This window comes from Nocardioides sp. SRI_004, from assembly GCF_057586415.1.
In genome coordinates this window covers 74765-92261 of sequence record NZ_JBYCZV010000018.1, presented here as the reverse complement: position 1 = coordinate 92261, position 17497 = coordinate 74765, and the positions used below count along the sequence as shown (strand labels likewise).

The 17497-nt window shown below is 74.5% G+C and carries 18 protein-coding genes; 15 read left to right on the top strand and 3 right to left on the bottom strand.

Features of this window, described 5'->3' with window-relative positions; genetic code table 11:
- Positions 1–91 precede the first annotated feature (91 nt).
- The 8 genes from AC2YHB_RS21490 to AC2YHB_RS21455 all read left to right on the top strand — a co-directional run bounded on the left by AC2YHB_RS21490 (position 92) and on the right by AC2YHB_RS21455 (position 8754).
- Complete coding sequence (locus AC2YHB_RS21490; protein WP_487354597.1) at positions 92–1216, top strand: ROK family transcriptional regulator; 1125 nt, start codon at positions 92–94, stop codon at positions 1214–1216.
- A gap of 77 nt (positions 1217–1293) precedes the next feature.
- Positions 1294–2565: an extracellular solute-binding protein gene (locus AC2YHB_RS21485; RefSeq protein ID WP_487354596.1), complete on the top strand. Its 1272-nt coding sequence runs from the start codon at positions 1294–1296 to the stop codon at positions 2563–2565.
- A 294-nt stretch (positions 2566–2859) separates the two neighbouring features.
- On the top strand, positions 2860–3717 hold the full coding sequence (locus tag AC2YHB_RS21480; RefSeq protein ID WP_487354595.1) for a carbohydrate ABC transporter permease: 858 nt from the start codon (positions 2860–2862) through the stop codon (positions 3715–3717).
- Positions 3717–4559 carry a carbohydrate ABC transporter permease gene (locus AC2YHB_RS21475; protein WP_487354594.1) on the top strand — a complete coding sequence of 281 codons (843 nt, stop codon included), beginning with the start codon at positions 3717–3719 and terminating at the stop codon, positions 4557–4559. The genes AC2YHB_RS21480 and AC2YHB_RS21475 overlap by 1 nt, the downstream gene beginning before the upstream one ends.
- Complete coding sequence (locus tag AC2YHB_RS21470; RefSeq protein ID WP_179649953.1) at positions 4556–5971, top strand: glycoside hydrolase family 3 protein; 1416 nt, start codon at positions 4556–4558, stop codon at positions 5969–5971. The genes AC2YHB_RS21475 and AC2YHB_RS21470 overlap by 4 nt, the downstream gene beginning before the upstream one ends.
- The gene (locus tag AC2YHB_RS21465) at positions 5968–6873 is read left to right on the top strand and encodes an ROK family protein (RefSeq protein ID WP_036547953.1); all 906 of its coding nucleotides are present in this window, start codon (positions 5968–5970) and stop codon (positions 6871–6873) included. The genes AC2YHB_RS21470 and AC2YHB_RS21465 overlap by 4 nt, the downstream gene beginning before the upstream one ends.
- On the top strand, positions 6866–7969 hold the full coding sequence (gene nagA / locus AC2YHB_RS21460; RefSeq protein WP_179649954.1) for an N-acetylglucosamine-6-phosphate deacetylase: 1104 nt from the start codon (positions 6866–6868) through the stop codon (positions 7967–7969). The genes AC2YHB_RS21465 and nagA overlap by 8 nt, the downstream gene beginning before the upstream one ends.
- Positions 7969–8754, top strand: coding sequence for a glucosamine-6-phosphate deaminase (locus AC2YHB_RS21455; RefSeq protein ID WP_179649956.1), 786 nt, complete (start codon positions 7969–7971; stop codon positions 8752–8754). Before nagA ends, AC2YHB_RS21455 begins: the two co-directional genes overlap by 1 nt.
- Positions 8755–8757: 3 nt before the next feature.
- Here the strand turns inward: AC2YHB_RS21455 and AC2YHB_RS21450 are convergent, their stop codons facing one another.
- Positions 8758–9540, bottom strand: a complete 783-nt coding sequence (locus tag AC2YHB_RS21450) for an exodeoxyribonuclease III (RefSeq protein ID WP_179649958.1) — start codon at positions 9538–9540, stop codon at positions 8758–8760.
- A gap of 71 nt (positions 9541–9611) precedes the next feature.
- On the opposite strand from AC2YHB_RS21450, the gene AC2YHB_RS21445 reads away from it, so the two are divergent.
- Positions 9612–10124 (top strand): sigma-70 family RNA polymerase sigma factor, encoded by a 513-nt coding sequence (locus AC2YHB_RS21445; protein WP_179649960.1) that lies wholly within the window; start codon positions 9612–9614, stop codon positions 10122–10124.
- Complete coding sequence (locus AC2YHB_RS21440; RefSeq protein WP_179649962.1) at positions 10121–10804, top strand: anti-sigma factor family protein; 684 nt, start codon at positions 10121–10123, stop codon at positions 10802–10804. The genes AC2YHB_RS21445 and AC2YHB_RS21440 overlap by 4 nt, the downstream gene beginning before the upstream one ends.
- On the opposite strand, the gene AC2YHB_RS21435 is transcribed toward AC2YHB_RS21440, so the two are convergent.
- Complete coding sequence (locus AC2YHB_RS21435; protein WP_179649964.1) at positions 10777–11166, bottom strand: hypothetical protein; 390 nt, start codon at positions 11164–11166, stop codon at positions 10777–10779. The genes AC2YHB_RS21440 and AC2YHB_RS21435 overlap by 28 nt on opposite strands.
- 66 nt (positions 11167–11232) lie before the next feature.
- On the bottom strand, positions 11233–13374 hold the full coding sequence (locus tag AC2YHB_RS21430) for a CDP-alcohol phosphatidyltransferase family protein (RefSeq protein WP_487354593.1): 2142 nt from the start codon (positions 13372–13374) through the stop codon (positions 11233–11235).
- 123 nt (positions 13375–13497) lie between these two features.
- On the opposite strand from AC2YHB_RS21430, the gene AC2YHB_RS21425 reads away from it, so the two are divergent.
- Genes AC2YHB_RS21425 through AC2YHB_RS21405 form a run of 5 tightly spaced genes read left to right on the top strand, consistent with a single transcriptional unit; the run spans position 13498 to position 17491 of the window.
- On the top strand, positions 13498–14487 hold the full coding sequence (locus AC2YHB_RS21425; protein ID WP_487354592.1) for a zinc-dependent alcohol dehydrogenase: 990 nt from the start codon (positions 13498–13500) through the stop codon (positions 14485–14487).
- On the top strand, positions 14488–14901 hold the full coding sequence (locus AC2YHB_RS21420) for a 6-pyruvoyl trahydropterin synthase family protein (RefSeq protein WP_487354591.1): 414 nt from the start codon (positions 14488–14490) through the stop codon (positions 14899–14901).
- The gene (locus AC2YHB_RS21415) at positions 14898–15920 is read left to right on the top strand and encodes a glycosyltransferase family 4 protein (protein ID WP_487354590.1); all 1023 of its coding nucleotides are present in this window, start codon (positions 14898–14900) and stop codon (positions 15918–15920) included. The genes AC2YHB_RS21420 and AC2YHB_RS21415 overlap by 4 nt, the downstream gene beginning before the upstream one ends.
- Positions 15921–15929: 9 nt before the next feature.
- Positions 15930–16829, top strand: a complete 900-nt coding sequence (locus AC2YHB_RS21410) for a lysylphosphatidylglycerol synthase transmembrane domain-containing protein (protein ID WP_487354603.1) — start codon at positions 15930–15932, stop codon at positions 16827–16829.
- Complete coding sequence (locus AC2YHB_RS21405; RefSeq protein ID WP_487354589.1) at positions 16802–17491, top strand: RibD family protein; 690 nt, start codon at positions 16802–16804, stop codon at positions 17489–17491. The genes AC2YHB_RS21410 and AC2YHB_RS21405 overlap by 28 nt, the downstream gene beginning before the upstream one ends.
- Positions 17492–17497: the final 6 nt, after the last annotated feature.

The window sequence follows — 17497 nt, the reverse complement described above, 5'->3', positions numbered from 1 at the left end:
GCTGCTCCTGCTCGCTCGTTGCGGTCCTCGATGTGACCTGGATCGCACGGAATGCTTGCACCTTATATGTAAGTATGGTGAACTAACAAACATGTCCTGGCGCAGCCCCACCTCCCGGGCCCCCCGAGACCGGATCAAGCTCCGGCGGGCCGACTCCCGTCGGCACCACCGCGCGATGCTCCTCCAGGAGCTCTTCGCCGAGGGTCCGGCGAGCCGGGCCGACCTCGCCCGCAGCTCCGGCCTGACCCGGGTCACCGTGTCCGACCTGGTGGCCGAGATGATCGCCGAGGGCCTGCTCGAGGAGCTGGGCGCGCCGGCCGAGACCCGCGTGGGCAAGCCGCCGACGCTGGTGGGCCTGGTGCCGGACGCCAAGCACGTCGTCGCGATCGACCTCTCCGTGGACGACCAGGTCGTCGGTGCCGTGCTCACGCTCGCCGGCGAGGTCGTCGAGCGCGACGCCCGACCGCTGGAGGGCCGGCGGGGCGAGGACGCCGCCGCGCTGGTCGAGGAGATCGCGACCGGCCTGGTCGAGCGCAGCTCCCGACCGCTGCTCGGCGTCGCCGTCGCGACCCCGGGTGTCGTCAGCCCCGAGGGCGTGGTGCTCGACGCGCCCAACCTCGGCTGGCACGACCTCGCGCTCGCCGAGTCCCTGGGCGCCTCCCTCGACCTCCCGGTGTACGTCGCCAACGACGCCAACACCGCGGTGATGGGGGAGTACACCTTCGGCGGCGGTGGCGAGGGGGGCCTCCTGCTGCTCCGGCTCAGCACCGGTGTCGGCGCCGGCCTCGTGGTCGGCGGAGCCGTGCTCCACGGCAACGGCGGTGCTGCCGGCGAGATCGGCCACGTGCAGGTCGACCCCGACGGCGAGACCTGCGCGTGCGGCCGGCCCGGCTGCCTGGAGACCTTCGTGGCCGTGCCGCGGCTGCGCCGCCGGGTCGCGGAGGGTTCCGCGGACGACGTGCTGCGGGACGCCGGCGTACGGCTCGGGCAGGCGCTCGCGCCGGTCGTCGCCACCCTCAACCTCGGTGAGGTCGTGCTCAGCGGACCGGCGGACCTCGTCGGCCCGCTCGCCGAGCACGCCGAGGCCACCGTCCGGGACCGGGTCATGCCGGTCTCCTCCGCCGGCTTCACCGTCCGGGTCTCGACCCTCGGTGACGACGGCGTCCTGATCGGCGCCACCGGCGTCGTCCTCTCGGGTGAGCTCGGCGTCTCCTGACGCCGGGCGCACTTCCCCCCAGACCCCCAGCAAGACAGATCGAAGGGAACGAAGCAGTGCGCATCTCCAACAGGTTTGTGAAGAAGACCCTGGCGGTTGCGGCCACCACCGCCCTGCTGGCCGTGGCCAGCGCGTGCGGCTCCGAGGACGACGGCGACTCGAAGGGTGGCGGCCCGGACAAGGCCGACCTCGTCGTGTGGCTCAACGGCGCGGACACCCCGCAGCCGGCCCGTGACTGGCTGAAGAAGACCTTCGAGGAGCAGAACCCCGGCTCCACGCTGACCATCGAGCAGCAGGAGTGGGCGGGCCTCGTCGAGCGGCTCACCACCGCGCTGACCTCGGCCGACCAGACCCCCGACGTGGTCGAGGTCGGCAACACCCAGGCGCCGACCTTCACCACCGTCGGTGCGTTCAGCGACCTGACCGACGACCTGGCCGACCTCGGTGGCGACGACCTGCTGCCCGGCTTCGTCGACGGCGCGACCGTCGACGGCAAGACCTACGCGGTGCCCTACTACGCCGGGTCGACGTACGTCTTCTACCGCAAGGACCTCTTCGAGGACGCCGGCATCACCGCCGTGCCCACCACGATGGACGAGTTCGTCGACGCCGCCACGAAGCTGAAGGAGAAGAGCGGCAAGGCCGACTTCTCCGGCTACTGGCTGCCGGGCAAGGACTGGCGTGACGGCGCGGCGCTGCTCTGGGACGCCGGCGGCGACTTCGCCGCTCCCGACGGCGACGGCTGGAAGGGCACGCTCTCGACGCCCGAGTCGATCGCCGGCCTGACCGCGTTCCAGGACCTGTACGACGCCGCCTCGGGCGCGCCCGCCGACGCCAACGAGGCCGACCCGGTGACCCCGTTCTGCGCGGGCAAGATCGGCATGATGTCCCGCCCCGGCTGGGTCTACGGCATGCTCACCGACCCGAAGAGCGGCTGCCCGAAGCTGGCGAAGAACGTCGGCGTCTTCGCGCTGCCCGGCTCCGACGGCGGACCGGCACCGGTCCTCCTCGGTGGCTCCGACATCGCCATCTCGGCGAAGTCGCCCAACCAGGACCTGTCGCGCAAGGTGCTGGCGCTGATGCTGAGCGACGAGTACCAGACGATCCTCGCCGAGGCCGGCCTCACGCCCGCCCGCGAGTCCTTCGCCAGCAAGCTCGGTGACGACGAGTTCGCCCGGGCGACCGTCGAGGCGGCCTCGAACGCGAAGCTCACCCCGGCCGCGGCCGTGTGGGCGACCGTGGAGGGCAAGTTCGTGCTCGAGGACCTCTACAGCGAGATCGCCCAGGGCGGCGACGTGGCGAAGCTCGCGGCCGAGGCCGACGAGACCATCACCGCAGAGTTGAACTGACCCAGCCGATCCGGCTCGCGGGTCACACTGAGCACGGCGCCCGGTCGGTCCTGGACCGGCCGGGCGCCGTACCGGAGAAGAGGAGAAGACGTGGCACGCGGCACCGCGCGCCGGACACCGCTCCCAGGGCGCGTCCGGCAAGCCCTGGCGGCGCCCCGCCCGCCCAGCACGCACGCTGGCGGCGTTGCCGATGCTGGAAAGACGTCCAGTCTGCCTGCGCACCGGCGCCTTGCCATCGCACGCACTGGACGGCCGGGGCATCCACCGAGGTTTACCGGCCCCGCCCTGGGGCTGGTGCTCCCGGCGAGCCTGGCCCTCGGGCTGGCACTGGGCTACCCGCTCGTGCGGCAGGTGGTCCTGTCGTTGCAGGAGTTCGGCCTGGCCCAGCAGTTCGGCCAGGCGCCGGAGTGGATCGGCCTGGGCAACTACCGCGAGCTCCTCGGCAACGGCGAGCTGTGGCCGGTCGTGCTCCGCACGGTCGCCTTCTGCTTCGTCAACGCCGGCCTCACCTTCGCGATCGGGCTGGGTCTGGCGCTGCTGATGACCCGGATGAGCAAGGTGACCCGGATCCTCACCCAGTGCGGGCTGCTGCTCGCGTGGGCGATGCCGGTGGTCGCGGCGATGACGGTCTGGCAGTTCCTCTTCGACACCGAGTACGGCGTCGTGAACTGGTTCCTCACCGCGCTCGGCGGCGACTTCGACGGCCACAGCTGGCTCCTCGACCCGTGGTCGTTCTTCCTCGTCGCCACGCTCGTGGTGGTGTGGATGAGCGTCCCGTTCGTCGCGTTCACCCTGTACGCCGCCCTCACCCAGGTCCCCGAGGATGTCGTCGAGGCCGCGCAGATCGACGGCGCCGGGGCCCGTCAGCGGTTCGTCCACGTGGTGCTGCCGTCGATCCGGCCGGTGCTGCTGGTCGTCGTCCTGCTGCAGGTCATCTGGGACCTGCGCGTCTTCACCCAGATCTACACGCTCCAGAAGGCCGGCGGGGTCAGCAAGGACACCAACCTGCTCGGCACCTACGTCTACACGCTCGGGATCAAGGGCGGCGACTTCGGGATGGCCGCCGCGGCCGCGATGTTCATGCTGCTGCTGACCGTCGTGCTCACCGCGCCCTACGTCCGGATGATGCTGAAGCAGGAGAGGGACGCCTGATGGCCCGCCGTACCTCGTTGCCCGTCCGCGTCGGCGCGGACCTGGTGGGGATCCTCGTCTTCCTCGCCTGCGTCTTCCCGGTCTACTGGATGGTCAGCCGCTCGTTCCTGCCGCGCAACCGGATCAAGGGCGAGGAGCCCGTCTTCGTCCCGACCGGCGGCACCCTCGACAACTACCGCCGGGTCTTCGCCGACGGCTCGTTCACCGACGCGCTGGTCACCAGCCTGACCGTCACCCTGCTGACCGTCGGGGTGGCCCTGCTCTTCGCCTTCCTGGCGGCGGTCGCGGTGAGCCGCTTCCGGTTCCGCGGACGTCGTACCTTCATCCTGACGTTGCTGGTGATCCAGATGATCCCGGCCGAGGCGCTGTTCATCAGCCAGTACAGGATGCTCGACGGGATGGGCCTGCTCAACTCCGTCATCGGCCTCACCATCGTGTACGTCGCCAGCGTGCTCCCGTTCACCGTGTGGACCCTGCGTGGGTTCGTCGACGGGGTGCCCCGCGAGCTCGAGGAGGCCGCGATGATGGACGGCTGCTCGCGGACCCAGGCGTTCTTCAAGGTCACCCTGCCGCTGCTCGCGCCCGGCCTGGTGGCGACCGGCGTCTTCGGGTTCATCCAGGCGTGGAACGAGTTCACGCTGGCGGTCGTCGTGATGACCGACCCGGCGAAGGAGACGCTGCCGGTGTGGCTGGTCGCGTTCACCGACTCGCGCAGCCGTGGCGTCGACTGGGGCGCGATCATGGCGTCCTCGACGCTGATCACGATCCCGGTGATCATCTTCTTCCTGGTCGTGCAGCGGCGGATGGTCTCGGGCATCACCGCGGGCGCGGTGAAGGGATGAGCGTGGTCGGAGAGCTGGCCCTGCGGGTCCAGCTGGCGTCCTTCGAGGGACCGTCCCTGCCGGCGGAGTGGGCGGCCCTCCTCGAGGAGGGGCTCGGCGGGGTCTGCCTGTTCGGGTCCAACCTCACCGGCTCGCTCGACGACGCGGCGAGCCTGGTCGCGGCGGTGCGCGCGGCCCGGCCGGGGGCGATCGTCGCCACGGACGAGGAGGGCGGCGACGTCACCCGGCTGCACAGCCGGGACGCCAGCCCGGTGCCCGGGCCAGCCGTGCTCGGCGCCGTCGACGACGAGGAGCTGACCCGTGGGGTCGGCGCCGCGGTCGGTGCGGAGCTGGCATCGGTCGGCATCGACCTCGACCTCGGCCCGGTCGCCGACGTCAACAGCAACCCGGACAACCCGGTCATCGGCACGCGGAGCTTCGGCGCGGCCCCCTCCCTCGTCGCGCGGCACGTGGCGGCCTGGGTGGACGGGCTGCAGTCCGCGGGCGTCGCGGCGTGCGTGAAGCACTTCCCCGGCCACGGCGACACCGCCCAGGACAGCCACCTCGCGCTGCCGGTCGTCGACGCCACGCCGGCGACGCTGCGCGAGCGCGAGCTGGTGCCCTTCGCCGCCGCGGTCGGGGCCGGGGCCGCGGCGGTGATGACGTCGCACCTGGTGGTGCCGGCGCTCGACCCGGCACTGCCGGCGACGCTGAGTGCCCCCGTCCTCGGGCTGCTGCGCGACGAGCTCGGCTTCTACGGCGCGATCGTCAGCGACGCCCTCGACATGGCCGGCGCGTCCGGCGACCGCTCGATCCCCGAGGCCGCGGTCGAGGCGCTGGTCGCCGGTGTCGACCTCCTCTGCACCGGACCCGACAAGCCGGCCACCCTGGTGCGCGACATCCAGGCCGCGATCGTGGCCGCCGTCGCCCAGGGCCGCCTGCCACTCGCCCGCCTGGTCGAAGCCGCCGACCGGGTGGCCGTCCTGCGCCGAAGTGTGAGGGTTTCTCCGCCGAAGTGTGAGGGTTTCTCCGTCGAGGTGTCGGAGATGGTCGCGGCGGCGCGCCGGGCCTGCGTCGTCGAGGGCACGCTCCCGGACCTCTCCGGCGCCCGCGTGGTGAGTATCGCGACCGAGGCCAATATCGCCGTCGGCGAGGGCCGCTGGGGCGTGGCCGCCGACCTCGTCGTGGGCGAGGGCGACCGGCTGCCGGACGGGCCGGTCGTCGTACAGGTGAGGGACGGGCACCGGCGGCCGGGAGTCGCCGCGATGCTCGCGGCGGCGAGGGGGCCGGTGCTCGTCGTCGAGTGGGGCTGGCCCGGCCCGCGCACCGGCTGGGCGGACGCCCCGCACGCCCGGGTGTGCACGCGGGGCAACAGCGGACCGTCGATCGCGGCGGTCGAGGAGATCTTGCGAGAGGCAGGTTGGCAGCGGTGACCGGGTTGCTCGTGGGGCTGGACATCGGCGCCACCAAGATCCTGGGCGTGGTCGCCCGGCCGGACGGCGAGGTGCTGGCGGAGGTACGGACCGGCAGCCCGGCCGGTGGCGACGGGGTGGTCGCCGCCGCGGCGGACGTCGTGGCCCGGCTGCGGACCGAGTCCGGCCTCGTGCTCGACGGTGCCGTCGGCGTCGGCATCCCGGGGCTGGTCGACACGGCGAACGGCACGGTCACCCACGCGGTCAACCTCGGCGTCGACGACGGATTCCCGTTCAGCGCGCGCCTGGGCGAGGCCACCGGGATGCGGGTCGTGCTCGACAACGACGCCAACGCCGCCGCCCTCGGCGTCGCGACCCTGATCGGGCAGGACGACCTCGTCTACCTCAGCATCGGCACCGGCCTCGCCGCCGCGACGGTCCTCGACGGCGTGCTGCGGCGCGGTGCGCGCAACGCCGCGGGCGAGATCGGGCACATCCCGGTCGACCCCGCGGGCATCGCCTGCGAGTGCGGGCAGGTCGGCTGCCTGGAGACGGTCGCGTCCGGGTCCGCGCTCGCCGCGCTGTGGCCCTCCGCCGACCGTCCGCCGGCGCAGGCCCTCTTCGATGCCGCCGCCGGCGGGGACCCCTCGGCGGAGGCGGTGCGCGACCGGTTCGCCGCCCACGTCGCCGACGCGGTCCGGCTCGTCGCGCTGACGGTCGACCCGGAGGTCGTCGTGCTCGGCGGCGGGGTGGCCCACGTGGGCGAGCGGCTGCGGGTCGCGGTCGCGCACGCGTTGGCCGAGCAGGCCACGGGCTCGCCCTTCCTCGCCTCGCTCGACCTCGCCGGCCGGGTCCGGCTGGCGCCGCAGGACGTCCCCGTCGCTGCCCTGGGCGCCGCGCTCCTCGGGAGCCGGGATGGCTGACCTGTACGTCGTCGGGGGCTCGGTCGACGTCGCCGTGGTCGACGGCGTGGTGGCCGCGGCGCCCGCCCCCGCCACCCCCGTGTACGACGCCAGCGGGCTCCACGTCCTCCCCGGCTTCCTCGACCTGCAGGTCAACGGGGCGGCCGGCATCGACCTGACCCTCGAGCCCGAACGACTCTGGGAGGTCGCGGCTGCGCTGCCCAGCTTCGGCGTGACGGCCTTCCTGCCGACGGTCATCACGTCCGCGCCGGACGCACGGTCGAGGGCGCTGGCCGTGCTGGCCGAGGGACCGCCGGCCGGCTGGTCCGGCGCCGAGCCCCTGGGCCTGCACTTCGAGGGACCGATGATCGCGACCGCCCGCAAGGGGGCGCACCCCGAGACCTGGTTGCGCCCGCCGTCGGCCGAGCTGGTCGAGGGCTGGTCGCGGGCGGCGGGCGTCGCGCTGGTGACCCTCGCCCCCGAGCTGCCCGGGGCGCTCGACGTCGTCGATGCGCTGGTGGACCGGGGCGTGGTCGTCGCGGTCGGCCACACCGAGGCGAGCGCGGACGAGGTCGGCGCGGCGGTGGACCGGGGCGCGCGGCTCGTCACCCACCTCGGCAACGCCATGCCCCCGCTCGGCGGCCGGGTGCCCGGGCCGGTCGGGGCCGCGCTGGCCGACGAGCGGCTCGTGGCCGGGGTGATCGCCGACGGCCACCACCTCCACGACGCCACCCTGGGCGCCTACTGGAACGCCCTGGGCAGGGGGCGGTTCCTCGTGGTCACCGACTGCACCGCCGCCCTCGGGATGCCCGACGGGCCGGCCCGGCTCGGCGACCAGCCCGTGGTCGTCGCCGACGGCACGGTCCGCCTCGAGGACGGCACCCTCGCCGGCTCCGCCGCCGACCTCGCGCAGTGCCTGCGGGTGCTCCGGGCCGCGACCGGCTGCTCGCTCGCTGACGCCGTCGCCGGCTGCACGACGGTCGCGGCGGACGTCGTCGGCGACCCCGCCCGCGGGCACCTCGGCGTCGGCGCCCGCGGCGACCTGACGCTGGTCGACGACGACCTGCGCGTGGTCGCCACGATCGTCGGTGGCCGCCTGCTGCACGGAGGTGACTGATGGAGGTCGTCCCCCTGGAGACGAGCGACGACGTGGCCCGACTCGCGGCCGACGTCATCGAGACCGTGGTCCGCGCCCGGACCTCGCCGGTGCTCGGGCTGGCGACGGGGTCGACCCCGCTCCCGACCTACCGCGAGCTGGTGCGCCGCCACGTCGCAGGCGCCGGGCCGTCGTACGACGCCGTGCGGTGCTTCAACCTCGACGAGTACATCGGCCTGCCGCCCGGCCACCCCGAGTCCTACCGCGCCACGATCGCCCGCGAGCTCACCGATGCCCTCGGCATCGCGCCCGGACGGGTCCACGGTCCCGACCCCACGCCCGAGGGGCTGCCGACGGCGGGCGAGCGCTACGAGGCCGCGTTGGCGGCCGCCGGCGGCGTGGACGTGCAGGTCCTGGGCATCGGCAGCGACGGCCACCTCGCCTTCAACGAGCCCGGCTCGTCGCTCGGCTCACTGACCCGGCTCAAGACGCTGACCGAGGAGACCCGCCGCGACAACGCGCGCTTCTTTGGGTCGATCGACGAGGTGCCCCGCCACGTGCTCACCCAGGGCCTCGGCACCATCCTGCGAGCGCGCCACCTCCTGCTCCTCGTGACCGGTGCCGGCAAGGCCGCCGCACTGGCCGCCGCCGTCGAGGGACCGCTGACCGCGTCCTGCCCGGCGTCGGTGCTGCAGCTGCACCCGCACGTGACGGTGCTCTGCGACGGTCCCGCCGCCGCAGGACTGGCCCGCCGCGACCACTACCGCGAGGTGTACGACGCCAAGCCGGCCTGGCAGGGCCTGTAGCCCTCAGTCCGCGAGGTCGACGACCACCGGCGCGTGGTCGGACGGCGCGCCGGCGTACACGGTCGGGTCGCGCTCCTCGCGGTCGATGAACGCCCCGGTGACCCGCTCGGCGAACGGCGCGGAGCCGAGGACGAAGTCGATCTTCAGGCCGCGGTCGCGCTCGAAGCGCTGGCGGTAGTAGTCCCAGTAGGTGTACCCGGGCGCAAAGCTGCGCGTGACCTCGGACCAGCCGCCGTCGAGGAACGCCTGGAAGGCGGCGCGCTCGGCGGGGGTGACGTGGGTGGAGTTCTTGAACTGGGCCACGTCGAAGACGTCGTCGTCGGTGGGGCAGATGTTCCAGTCGCCGACCAGCGCGGTCGGGACGTCCAGCCACGAGTCCGCGGCGGCGCGCAGCCGGGCCAGCCAGTCGAGCTTGTAGACGTAGTGCGGGTCGTCGGGCTTGCGGCCGTTGGGGACGTACAGGCTCCAGACCCTTACGCCGCCGCACGTCGCGGCCAGCGCCCGCGCCTCGACCTCCAGCGCCTCGCCGAAGCCGGGCTGCTCGGGGAAGCCGACGGTGACGTCGTCGAGGCCGACCCGGCTGATCAGGGCGACGCCGTTCCACTGGTTGAGGCCGTGGGCGGCGACCTCGTAGCCGCGGGCCTGCAGGCCCATCAGCGGCAGCTGCTCCTCGCGGGCCTTGGTCTCCTGCAGCGCGAGCACGTCGATGTCGTGCCGGTCGAGGAAGGCCTCGACGCGGTCGATCCGCGTGCGGAGGGAGTTGACGTTCCAGGTGGCCAGTCGCACCGGGCAACCCTAGTCTGCAGGGAGTTGAACCCAGCAGACGGTCGCGTCGTATCCCCGGCAGGGAGGTGCGCATGGACGAGGACCCGGCCACGGCGATGCAGGTGCTGTACGACGACCATGCGTCGGCCCTGTGGGGCTTCTGCCTGCACCTCACCGCCAACGACCGGGCCCGGGCGGAGGACGTCGCTCAGGAGACGATGCTCCGTGCGTGGCGCAACGCCGCGGTGCTGACCGAGAGCCGCGGCTCGGTGCGCTCGTGGCTGTTCACGGTCGCACGCAACATCGTGATCGACGAGTGGCGCTCCCGGCGCGGGATGCGCGAGTTCGCGACGGCGGACCCGCCGTTCGACGAGGCCGGTGACGACCGGACCGACGAGCTGCTGCTGTCGTGGGTGGTCGCCGACGCGCTGCGCCAGCTCTCGCCGGAGCACCGTGCGGTGCTCGTCGAGTGCTACTACCGCGGTCGCTCGGTGGCCGAGGCCGCCCGCCGTCTCGACATCCCGGAAGGAACCGTGAAGTCCCGCACCCACTACGCGCTGCGCGCCCTGCGGCTGATCCTCGAGGAGACGGGGGTGGCGTCATGAGCTGCTCGTACGCCCACTTGGACGGGGTCTACGTCCTCGGCGCGATGGCGGCGGGGGAGCGGGCCGACTACGAGCGCCACCTGTCCGGCTGCGACGAGTGCACCCGTGCGCTGCGCGACCTCGCCGGCATCCCGGGACTGCTGGGCCGGGTGGAGGCCGACGTCGTCGAGCAGCTCGGCCCGGCCGAGCCGGTGCCGCCGACGCTGCTGCCGTCGATGGTGGCCGAGGCCCGCCGCTCGCGCGGCCGGCGCCGCGTCCTGAGGGCCGTCGTCGGGACGGCGGCCGCGGTCCTGCTCGCGTTCGTCGCGCTCGGCATCGGTACGACGATCGGCGACGACTCCCCGCCGACCACCCCCGGGGCGGCCGACCCCGAGCTGGCCGCCGCGCAGCGGATGGCGCCGCTCGGCACGGAGTCGTCGGGCTGGGTCTCCCTGACCGGGCGCCGGTGGGGGACCCGGATCGACCTGACCTGCACCTACGAGGGCCCGCTCAGCGGTGAGGAGACCTACGTCCTCGTCGTGCGCGCGGCCGACGGCCGCAGCGAGCAGGTCGGCACCTGGCGGACCGAGCCGGGCGAGGAGGTCCACGTCACGATGGCCACCGCGCTGGCGCCCGCCGAGATCGCCACGGTCGAGGTGCAGACCGCGAACGGCTACTCGGTGCTCCGCCTCGACGAGTGAGCGAGTGAGCCGACCCACCCCTCGGTGACGGCCGCGGCCACGGCGACGACCACGGCGCCGATCTCGGAGATCGCGGCGACCCACGCGTACCAGCTGTCCCACGTGGTGTGGATGCCGTAGAGGCCCGCCGTGGTGGAGATGACGAAGGCCGCGAGCGTGGTCGCGCCCAGGCCGGCCAGCAGGAACAGCGGGACCCAGCTGCGCCAAGCGACCAGCAGCACCGCGATCACCGCGCCGGCGACCACGTTGACCAGGAAGAGCTGGCCGACCGTGCCCTGGTCGCGCACGCCGTCGAACCACAGGTAGAGGTGGACCACGGCCGTCACCACGGCTGCCAGTGCACCCACCGCACGCATCACCATCGCGTTCTCCGATCCTCGATTGCCGAAAGCCTCACGATGGGAGTACGACGGCACGCGGCTCCCGGTTCAGCGTCCCGGCCCGAAGGCGGTCAGGATCCGGTCGCGCATCGTGTCCATCCGCGCCACCGGCGCGTCGGGCCCGGGCAGCACGCCGGCCTGCCACCCCCAGCCGTCGATCCGTCGGAGCACGTCGGGGTCCTGCGCGATCACCGAGATCGGCACGTCGCGCCCGGCGTCGCGGCCGGTGACGAAGGAGTGCGGCTGGTGGTCGCCGACGACGATCACGACCCGGTCGGGGTCCGGGTAGGTCATCAGGAACGAGATCAGCGTGCGCCACGTGTAGCGGACGGAGGCGGCGTAGTTGCGCTGCGCACCCCCGGGGTCCCGGTGGCCGTCGACCGCCTCCCCGCCGCGGTCGGGTATGCCGTCGTACACGGAGCCGTCGCCGACCTCCGACCACGGCACCAGCTCCGGCACCGGCGCCCACGGGTGGTGGCTGGAGACGAGGTCGACCTCGGCGAAGACGCGCGGGCGCTGCCCGGGGGTGAGCTCGGTGCGCCGGAGGTGGTCGAGGGTGTACTGGTCGGGCATCGAGGCGTAGCCGAACTCCGGCCCGCGGTAGCCGACGTTGCGGGAGTCGTAGAGCTGGTCGAAGCCGTAGTACGCCGCTCCCTCGGGCCAGTCGCGGGTGTTGGCCGGGACGTCGAAGACGGTGCGCCAGCCCGCGGCCGAGAACGCGCGGGTCAGGCTGAGCCGGTCGCTGTCGAGGAGCTGGCCGTAGCGGCGCTCGCCGTCGGCCCACGCGCCCGACTGGAAGGTGCCGTGGGCGAGCCAGCTGCCCGCGCCGAAGGTGGGGGAGGTGAGGAAGGCGCTGCGGGACCGGTAGCCGGCGGCGGACAGCTCGCGCCCGCCCTCCTCGAGGACGTCGACGACCGACGGCGCGAACCAGCTGCCCTCCAGGGCCACCCGGCCGTAGCTCTCGAACCACACCAGCAGCACGTCCTTGCCACGCAGGCCGCGCAGCAGCTGGTCGCCGGGCGTGCCGGCGAAGGCGTCGGAGCGCAGTTCGCGCGCGAACACCCCGGTGTCGCGGTGGTCGGCGCGCACCTGGTCGACGGTGTCGACGACGAGCCCCGCCGAGCCGGCCGCGTTGACGCCGCCGACCGGGCCGCCGACGGCCGCGCAGACGAGCCACGCGGTGCCGAGCGCGACCAGCGTGCGCGCGGTCGGGCGCGGGTGCTCGGCGGCCGTCCGCGCGACCCGGGCGGCCGACCAGGTCAGCACCGCGGCCAGCACCCCGACGACCGCCACCACGCCGACGACCGCGAGGACGGCGACGGGCAGGCCCTCGGTGTCGCGGACGACCTCGGCGCCCTTCGGCAGGTAGGACCAGTCGCCGAGCACGTGGAAGGAGCGGCCCAGGTAGAGGTCGAAGCCCAGCCCGAGCGCGCGGAGCACGGCCAGCGCGGTCACGACCACGCCGACCACCACCGCCGCTGCCCGCCGCCCGCGGCGCGGCAGCACGATCGCGAGCGCGGCCAGCGCGACGCCCTCGACGGGGATCCGGGCGAAGTCGCCGGGCGTGACCCCGTCGACGACCCGGGGCGGGGCCAGGGTGACCCAGAGGACGGCGACCGCCGCCAGGGTGAGCATCCGGGGCGTCGGGCCGGTGGTGCCGGCCGGCAGCGGCGCGTCCTTGGCGTCGTACCGGTGCCGCCACTGCCACACGACGTCGTGGCCGAAGGACTCGACGAGGAGGAGCAGCGCGGCCGCCAGCAGGAAGCGGGCCGTCGGGTCGGGGAGGAGGGTCGCCGAGGCGACGGTCAGCACGATGCCCTGCACCGCGGCGACCACCTTCGCCCAGTAGCGCGGTGGGGTGGGCCGGCGCAGCCACGGCCAGGCGCGGGCGGCGAGGACGTAGGCGTAGCGCATCGCTCCGATCGCCAGCACCCACCAGCCGAGCAGGGGAGCCACGTGCACGCTCAGGACGGCGATCAGAAAGGCGTCGGTCTCCATGTCGAAGCGCGCACCGGAGGCGCTCACGGTGCCGGTACGACGCGCGACGTACCCGTCCACCGCGTCCAGCACCAGCGCCACGGCGCTGGTGCCCACCAGCACCGCCGTCCACCGCCCGTCCAGCGGCGTGACGAGCCCGCGCAGGGTCAGCACGGCCACCCCGAGCGCCAGCACCGCGCGCACCGCGGTCACCCGGTCCGCCGGTCCGCGAAGGGCAAGGTGAACCCGATCCATCGCACCTCCGTGTCCTAGGTCGCAAGGAGTGGTACGACGGACCGGGGACCTGGGTTCAACGGACCGGGAAGGGAGCTGAGGGTGGTCGACGCGCTGGCCTACTGGGTCACGGAGCCGGGACGGGGGGAGATCCGCTCGGCCGCGCTGCCCGAGCCGGGGCCGGACGAGGTGCTGGTGCGCGCGCTGCGCTCCGGGATCAGTCGCGGCACCGAGTCGTTGGTCCTCGCCGGCCGGGTCCCGCCCAGCCAGCACGCCACGATGCGCGCGCCCTTCCAGGAGGGTGATTTCCCGGGGCCGGTCAAGTACGGCTACCTCAGCGTCGGTGTGGTCGAGCGTGGGCCCGACGACCTGCTCGGGCGCACCGTCTTCTGCCTCCACCCCCACCAGACGGCCTATGTCGTGCCGGCTGCCGCGGTCGTGCCCGTGCCCGACGGCGTCCCCGCCGGGCGTGCGGTGCTCGCCGGCACGGTCGAGACGGCGCTCAACGCGCTGTGGGACGCCCCGCCGCTGCTGGGCGACCACGTGACCGTGGTCGGGGCCGGGCTGGTCGGGTGCTGCGTCGCCCGGCTGGCGGCGCGCGTGCCCGGCGCGACGGTGACGCTCGTCGACACCGACCCCACCCGTGCCGAGGTCGCCGCCGCCCTCGGTGCCGGCTTCGCGGGGCCGGACGAGGAGCCCGGGCGCAGCGACCTCGTGGTGCACGCCAGCGCGACCGAGGCCGGGCTGCGCCGGGCGCTCGAGCTCGTCGAGCCGGAGGGGACGGTGCTGGACCTGTCCTGGTACGGCGACCGGCCGGTCGCCGTACCGCTGGGGGAGGCGTTCCACTCCGGGCGGCTCACGCTGCGCAGCAGCCAGGTCGGGGCGGTGGCCCCGGCCCGGAGGGGCTCGCGCACCCACCGCGACCGGCTCGCGCTGGCCCTCGAGCTGCTCCGCGACCCGGCCTTCGACGCGCTGCTGACCGGCTCGTCGCCGTTCGCGGAGCTGCCCGGGGTGATGGCGCGGATCGCGTCCGGCGACCTGCCGGGGCTGTGCCACTCGATCGACTACTCCGACCATGGCCAGGAGGACTGAATGTTCCGGGTGACCGTCCGCGACCACATCATGGTGGCGCACAGCCTGCAAGGCGAGGTGTTCGGACCGGCCCAACGGCTGCACGGCGCGACCTTCGTCGTCGACGCGACCTTCGCCGGGCCGGAGCTCGATGTCGACGGCATCCTCGTCGACATCGGCCGCGCCACGGAGGTCCTCCACGAGGTGCTCGGTCGCCTCCACTACCGCAACCTCGACGACGAGCGTGCGGACGACGAGGTCGGCCTCGCCGGGCAGAACACCTCGACGGAGGTGCTGGCGCGCTGGGTGGCCGACCGGCTCGCCGACCGCGCCTCAGCCGGTGACCTCGGTCCGGGTGGGAGGGCCCTGACCGGCATCCAGGTCACCCTGCACGAGTCGCACGTCGCGTGGGCCAGCTACGAGCGGTCCCTGTGACCCTGCACCTCCTCGTGCCCGCCGGCATCGACGACCCGCAGCGACCCAGCGGCGGGAACGTCTACGACCGCCGGCTCGCCTCCGCGCTGGTCGCGCGGGGGTGGACGGTGCGCGAGCACCGGGTCGGCGACGACGGGCCGGGCCGGGCGCTCGCCGGGCTGCCGGACGATGCCCTCGTGCTGGTCGACGGCCTGGTCGCGTCGACGACCCGGGCGCTGCTGGCGGAGCGCGACCGGCTGCGGCTCGTGGTTCTGCTGCACATGCCCGGGTCGGGGCCCTTCGAGCCGGACGTGCTCGGCGCGGCGCGGGCCGTGGTGACCACGAGCGCGTGGTCGCGCCGCTGGGTGCTCGACCACACCGAGGCGCCGCCCGACCGGGTGCACGTGGCGGTCCCGGGCGTCGACCCGCGACCCCTCGCGGCCGGGTCCCCGGCCGGCGGCCGGCTCCTCACCGTCGGCCCGGTCACCCCCGCCAAGGGGTACGACGACCTGCTGGCCGCGCTCGCAGACCTCCGCGACCTCGAGTGGCGGTGCCGGTGGGTGGGCGCGCTCGACCTGGCGCCGTCGTTCGTCGACGCGTTGGTCGAGCGGGCCGGCACGTTGGGGATCGCCGACCGCCTCGAGCTGACCGGGCCGCTCGCGCCCGCCGCCCTCGACGCGGTGCGGGCGGACAGCGACCTGGTGGTGGCCCCGTCGAGACGGGAGTCCTGGGGCATGGCGCTCGCCGAGGGCCTCGCGTGCGGTCTCCCCGCGGTCGTCACCGACGTCGGCGGGCACCCCGAGGCGCTCGGCACCGCCCCCGACGGGAGCCTGCCCGGCGCGGTGGTCCCGCTCGACCGGCCGGCCGCGTTGGCGGGCGCCCTGCGCGGCTGGCTCACCGACGCCGCCCTGCGGCACCACTGGCGATCGGCCGCGGCCGAGCGGCGCGGGCAGCTGCCGGGCTGGGGCCGCACCGCGGCGTGCGTGGCGGGCGTGCTGAACCGGATCGGGCCCGGCGTCGTACACGTGGGTGAGGGGTAGGAGGCGGCCATCGACGGGACGCGCGGGACGAGGATCCGGCTGCTGGCGGGCGCTGCGGTGCTGGCCGTGCTGCTGCTGCGCGTGGGACCCCAGCCCTTCCTCGACGGGCTCGCCCGCACCGATCCCCGGGCGATCGCGTACGCCCTGGTCGTCACCGCCGCCACGACCGCCTGCTGCGCGCGTCGCTGGAGCCTGGTCGCGGGAGGACTGGGGGTCGGACTCCCGATCGGCGCGGCCTACCGGGCCTGCTACCGGGCGCAGGTGCTCAACGCGACCCTGCCCGGCGGGGTCGCCGGCGACGTCCACCGTGGGTACCGGCACGGCCGGGACGCCGGCGCGCTCGGCCGCGGGCTGCGCTCGGTCGTCTGGGACCGGGCGAGCGGTCAGGCGGTGCAGGTCGCGCTGGCCGTCGCGTGCGTCCCGTTGCTGCCGCACGCGCTGCGCGGGTGGGTGCTCGGGGTGCTGGCGTTCGTCGTGCTCGCCGCGGTGGTGGTGCTGGTCGCCGCCCGACGCGAGGCCCGCGCCGTGCTCGGTGGGGTCTGGCCGGAGGTGGTGCTGCTCTCGGCGCTCGCCGCCGCCGGCCACCTGTCCGTGTTCGTCGTCGCCGCACGGACGGCAGGCGTCACGGCACCCGGTGCGGACCTGGCCGCGCTCGCGCTGGTCGTGCTGCTGGCCTCCGCGATCCCGCTCGGCATCGCCGGGTGGGGGCCGCGTGAGGGTGCCGCCGCCGCGGCCTTCGGCGCCGCCGGCCTGGGGGCGGCCACCGGGGTGGAGGTCGCGGTCGTCTTCGGCATCCTGTCGCTGGTGGCGACCCTGCCCGGCCTGCTGGTCCTGCGGAGCGTGCCGACGACCGGCCCGGAGCGGGCGAAGGGAGGTCGGACATGGGCGAGCACCCCTACATCCTCCTGAGCTGCTGCATCTCCCTCGACGGCTACCTCGACAGCGCCGGCGGCGAGCGGCTGCTGCTCTCGAACGACGCCGACTTCGACCGCGTCGACGCGGTGCGGGCCGGCTGTGACGCGATCCTGGTCGGTGCGGGCACGGTCCGCAGGGACGACCCGCGGCTGCTGGTTCGCTCGGAGGAGCGGCGCCGGCGACGTGTCGCGGAGGGCCGGCCCGAGGGGCCCACGAAGGTGACGCTGAGCTCGGGCGGCGACCTCTCCCCGGAGGCGCGCTTCTTCGCCGCCGGCGACGGCGAGAAGCTCGTGTACTGCCCCGACGCCACGGTGCCCGGGCTCGAGAGCCGGGTCGGCTCGCAGGCCAAGGTGGTCGGGCTCGGCGCCGAGGTGCGGATGGCCGACCTGGTCGCCGACCTCGGCTCGCGGGGCGTGCGCCGGCTGATGGTCGAGGGCGGCGGGACCGTGCACACCCAGTTCCTCTCGGCGGGCCTCGCCGACGAGCTGCAGCTCGTCGTGGCGCCCTTCTTCGTGGGCGACTCCCGCGCGCCCCGGTTCGTCGGCGACGGCGGCTTCCCGTGGCACGCGGGGCGACGGGCGAGCCTGGTGGAGACGCGCGCGATCGGTGACGTGGCGCTGCTGCGCTACGCGCTGTCGGAGCGGTTCCCGGGCTGAGCGCCG

What these genes read in the sequence shown, in the direction of transcription:
- AC2YHB_RS21490 (WP_487354597.1), top strand. Translation starts at nt 92, where the DNA reads ATGTCCTGGCGCAGCCCCACCTCCCGGGCCCCCCGAGACCGGATCAAG.
- AC2YHB_RS21475 (WP_487354594.1), top strand. Translation starts at nt 3,717, where the DNA reads ATGGCCCGCCGTACCTCGTTGCCCGTCCGCGTCGGCGCGGACCTGGTG.
- AC2YHB_RS21470 (WP_179649953.1), top strand. Translation starts at nt 4,556, where the DNA reads ATGAGCGTGGTCGGAGAGCTGGCCCTGCGGGTCCAGCTGGCGTCCTTC.
- nagA (WP_179649954.1), top strand. Translation starts at nt 6,866, where the DNA reads ATGGCTGACCTGTACGTCGTCGGGGGCTCGGTCGACGTCGCCGTGGTC.
- AC2YHB_RS21455 (WP_179649956.1), top strand. Translation starts at nt 7,969, where the DNA reads ATGGAGGTCGTCCCCCTGGAGACGAGCGACGACGTGGCCCGACTCGCG.
- AC2YHB_RS21445 (WP_179649960.1), top strand. Translation starts at nt 9,612, where the DNA reads ATGGACGAGGACCCGGCCACGGCGATGCAGGTGCTGTACGACGACCAT.
- AC2YHB_RS21440 (WP_179649962.1), top strand. Translation starts at nt 10,121, where the DNA reads ATGAGCTGCTCGTACGCCCACTTGGACGGGGTCTACGTCCTCGGCGCG.
- AC2YHB_RS21435 (WP_179649964.1), bottom strand. Translation starts at nt 11,166, where the DNA reads ATGGTGATGCGTGCGGTGGGTGCACTGGCAGCCGTGGTGACGGCCGTG.
- AC2YHB_RS21420 (WP_487354591.1), top strand. Translation starts at nt 14,488, where the DNA reads ATGTTCCGGGTGACCGTCCGCGACCACATCATGGTGGCGCACAGCCTG.
- AC2YHB_RS21405 (WP_487354589.1), top strand. Translation starts at nt 16,802, where the DNA reads ATGGGCGAGCACCCCTACATCCTCCTGAGCTGCTGCATCTCCCTCGAC.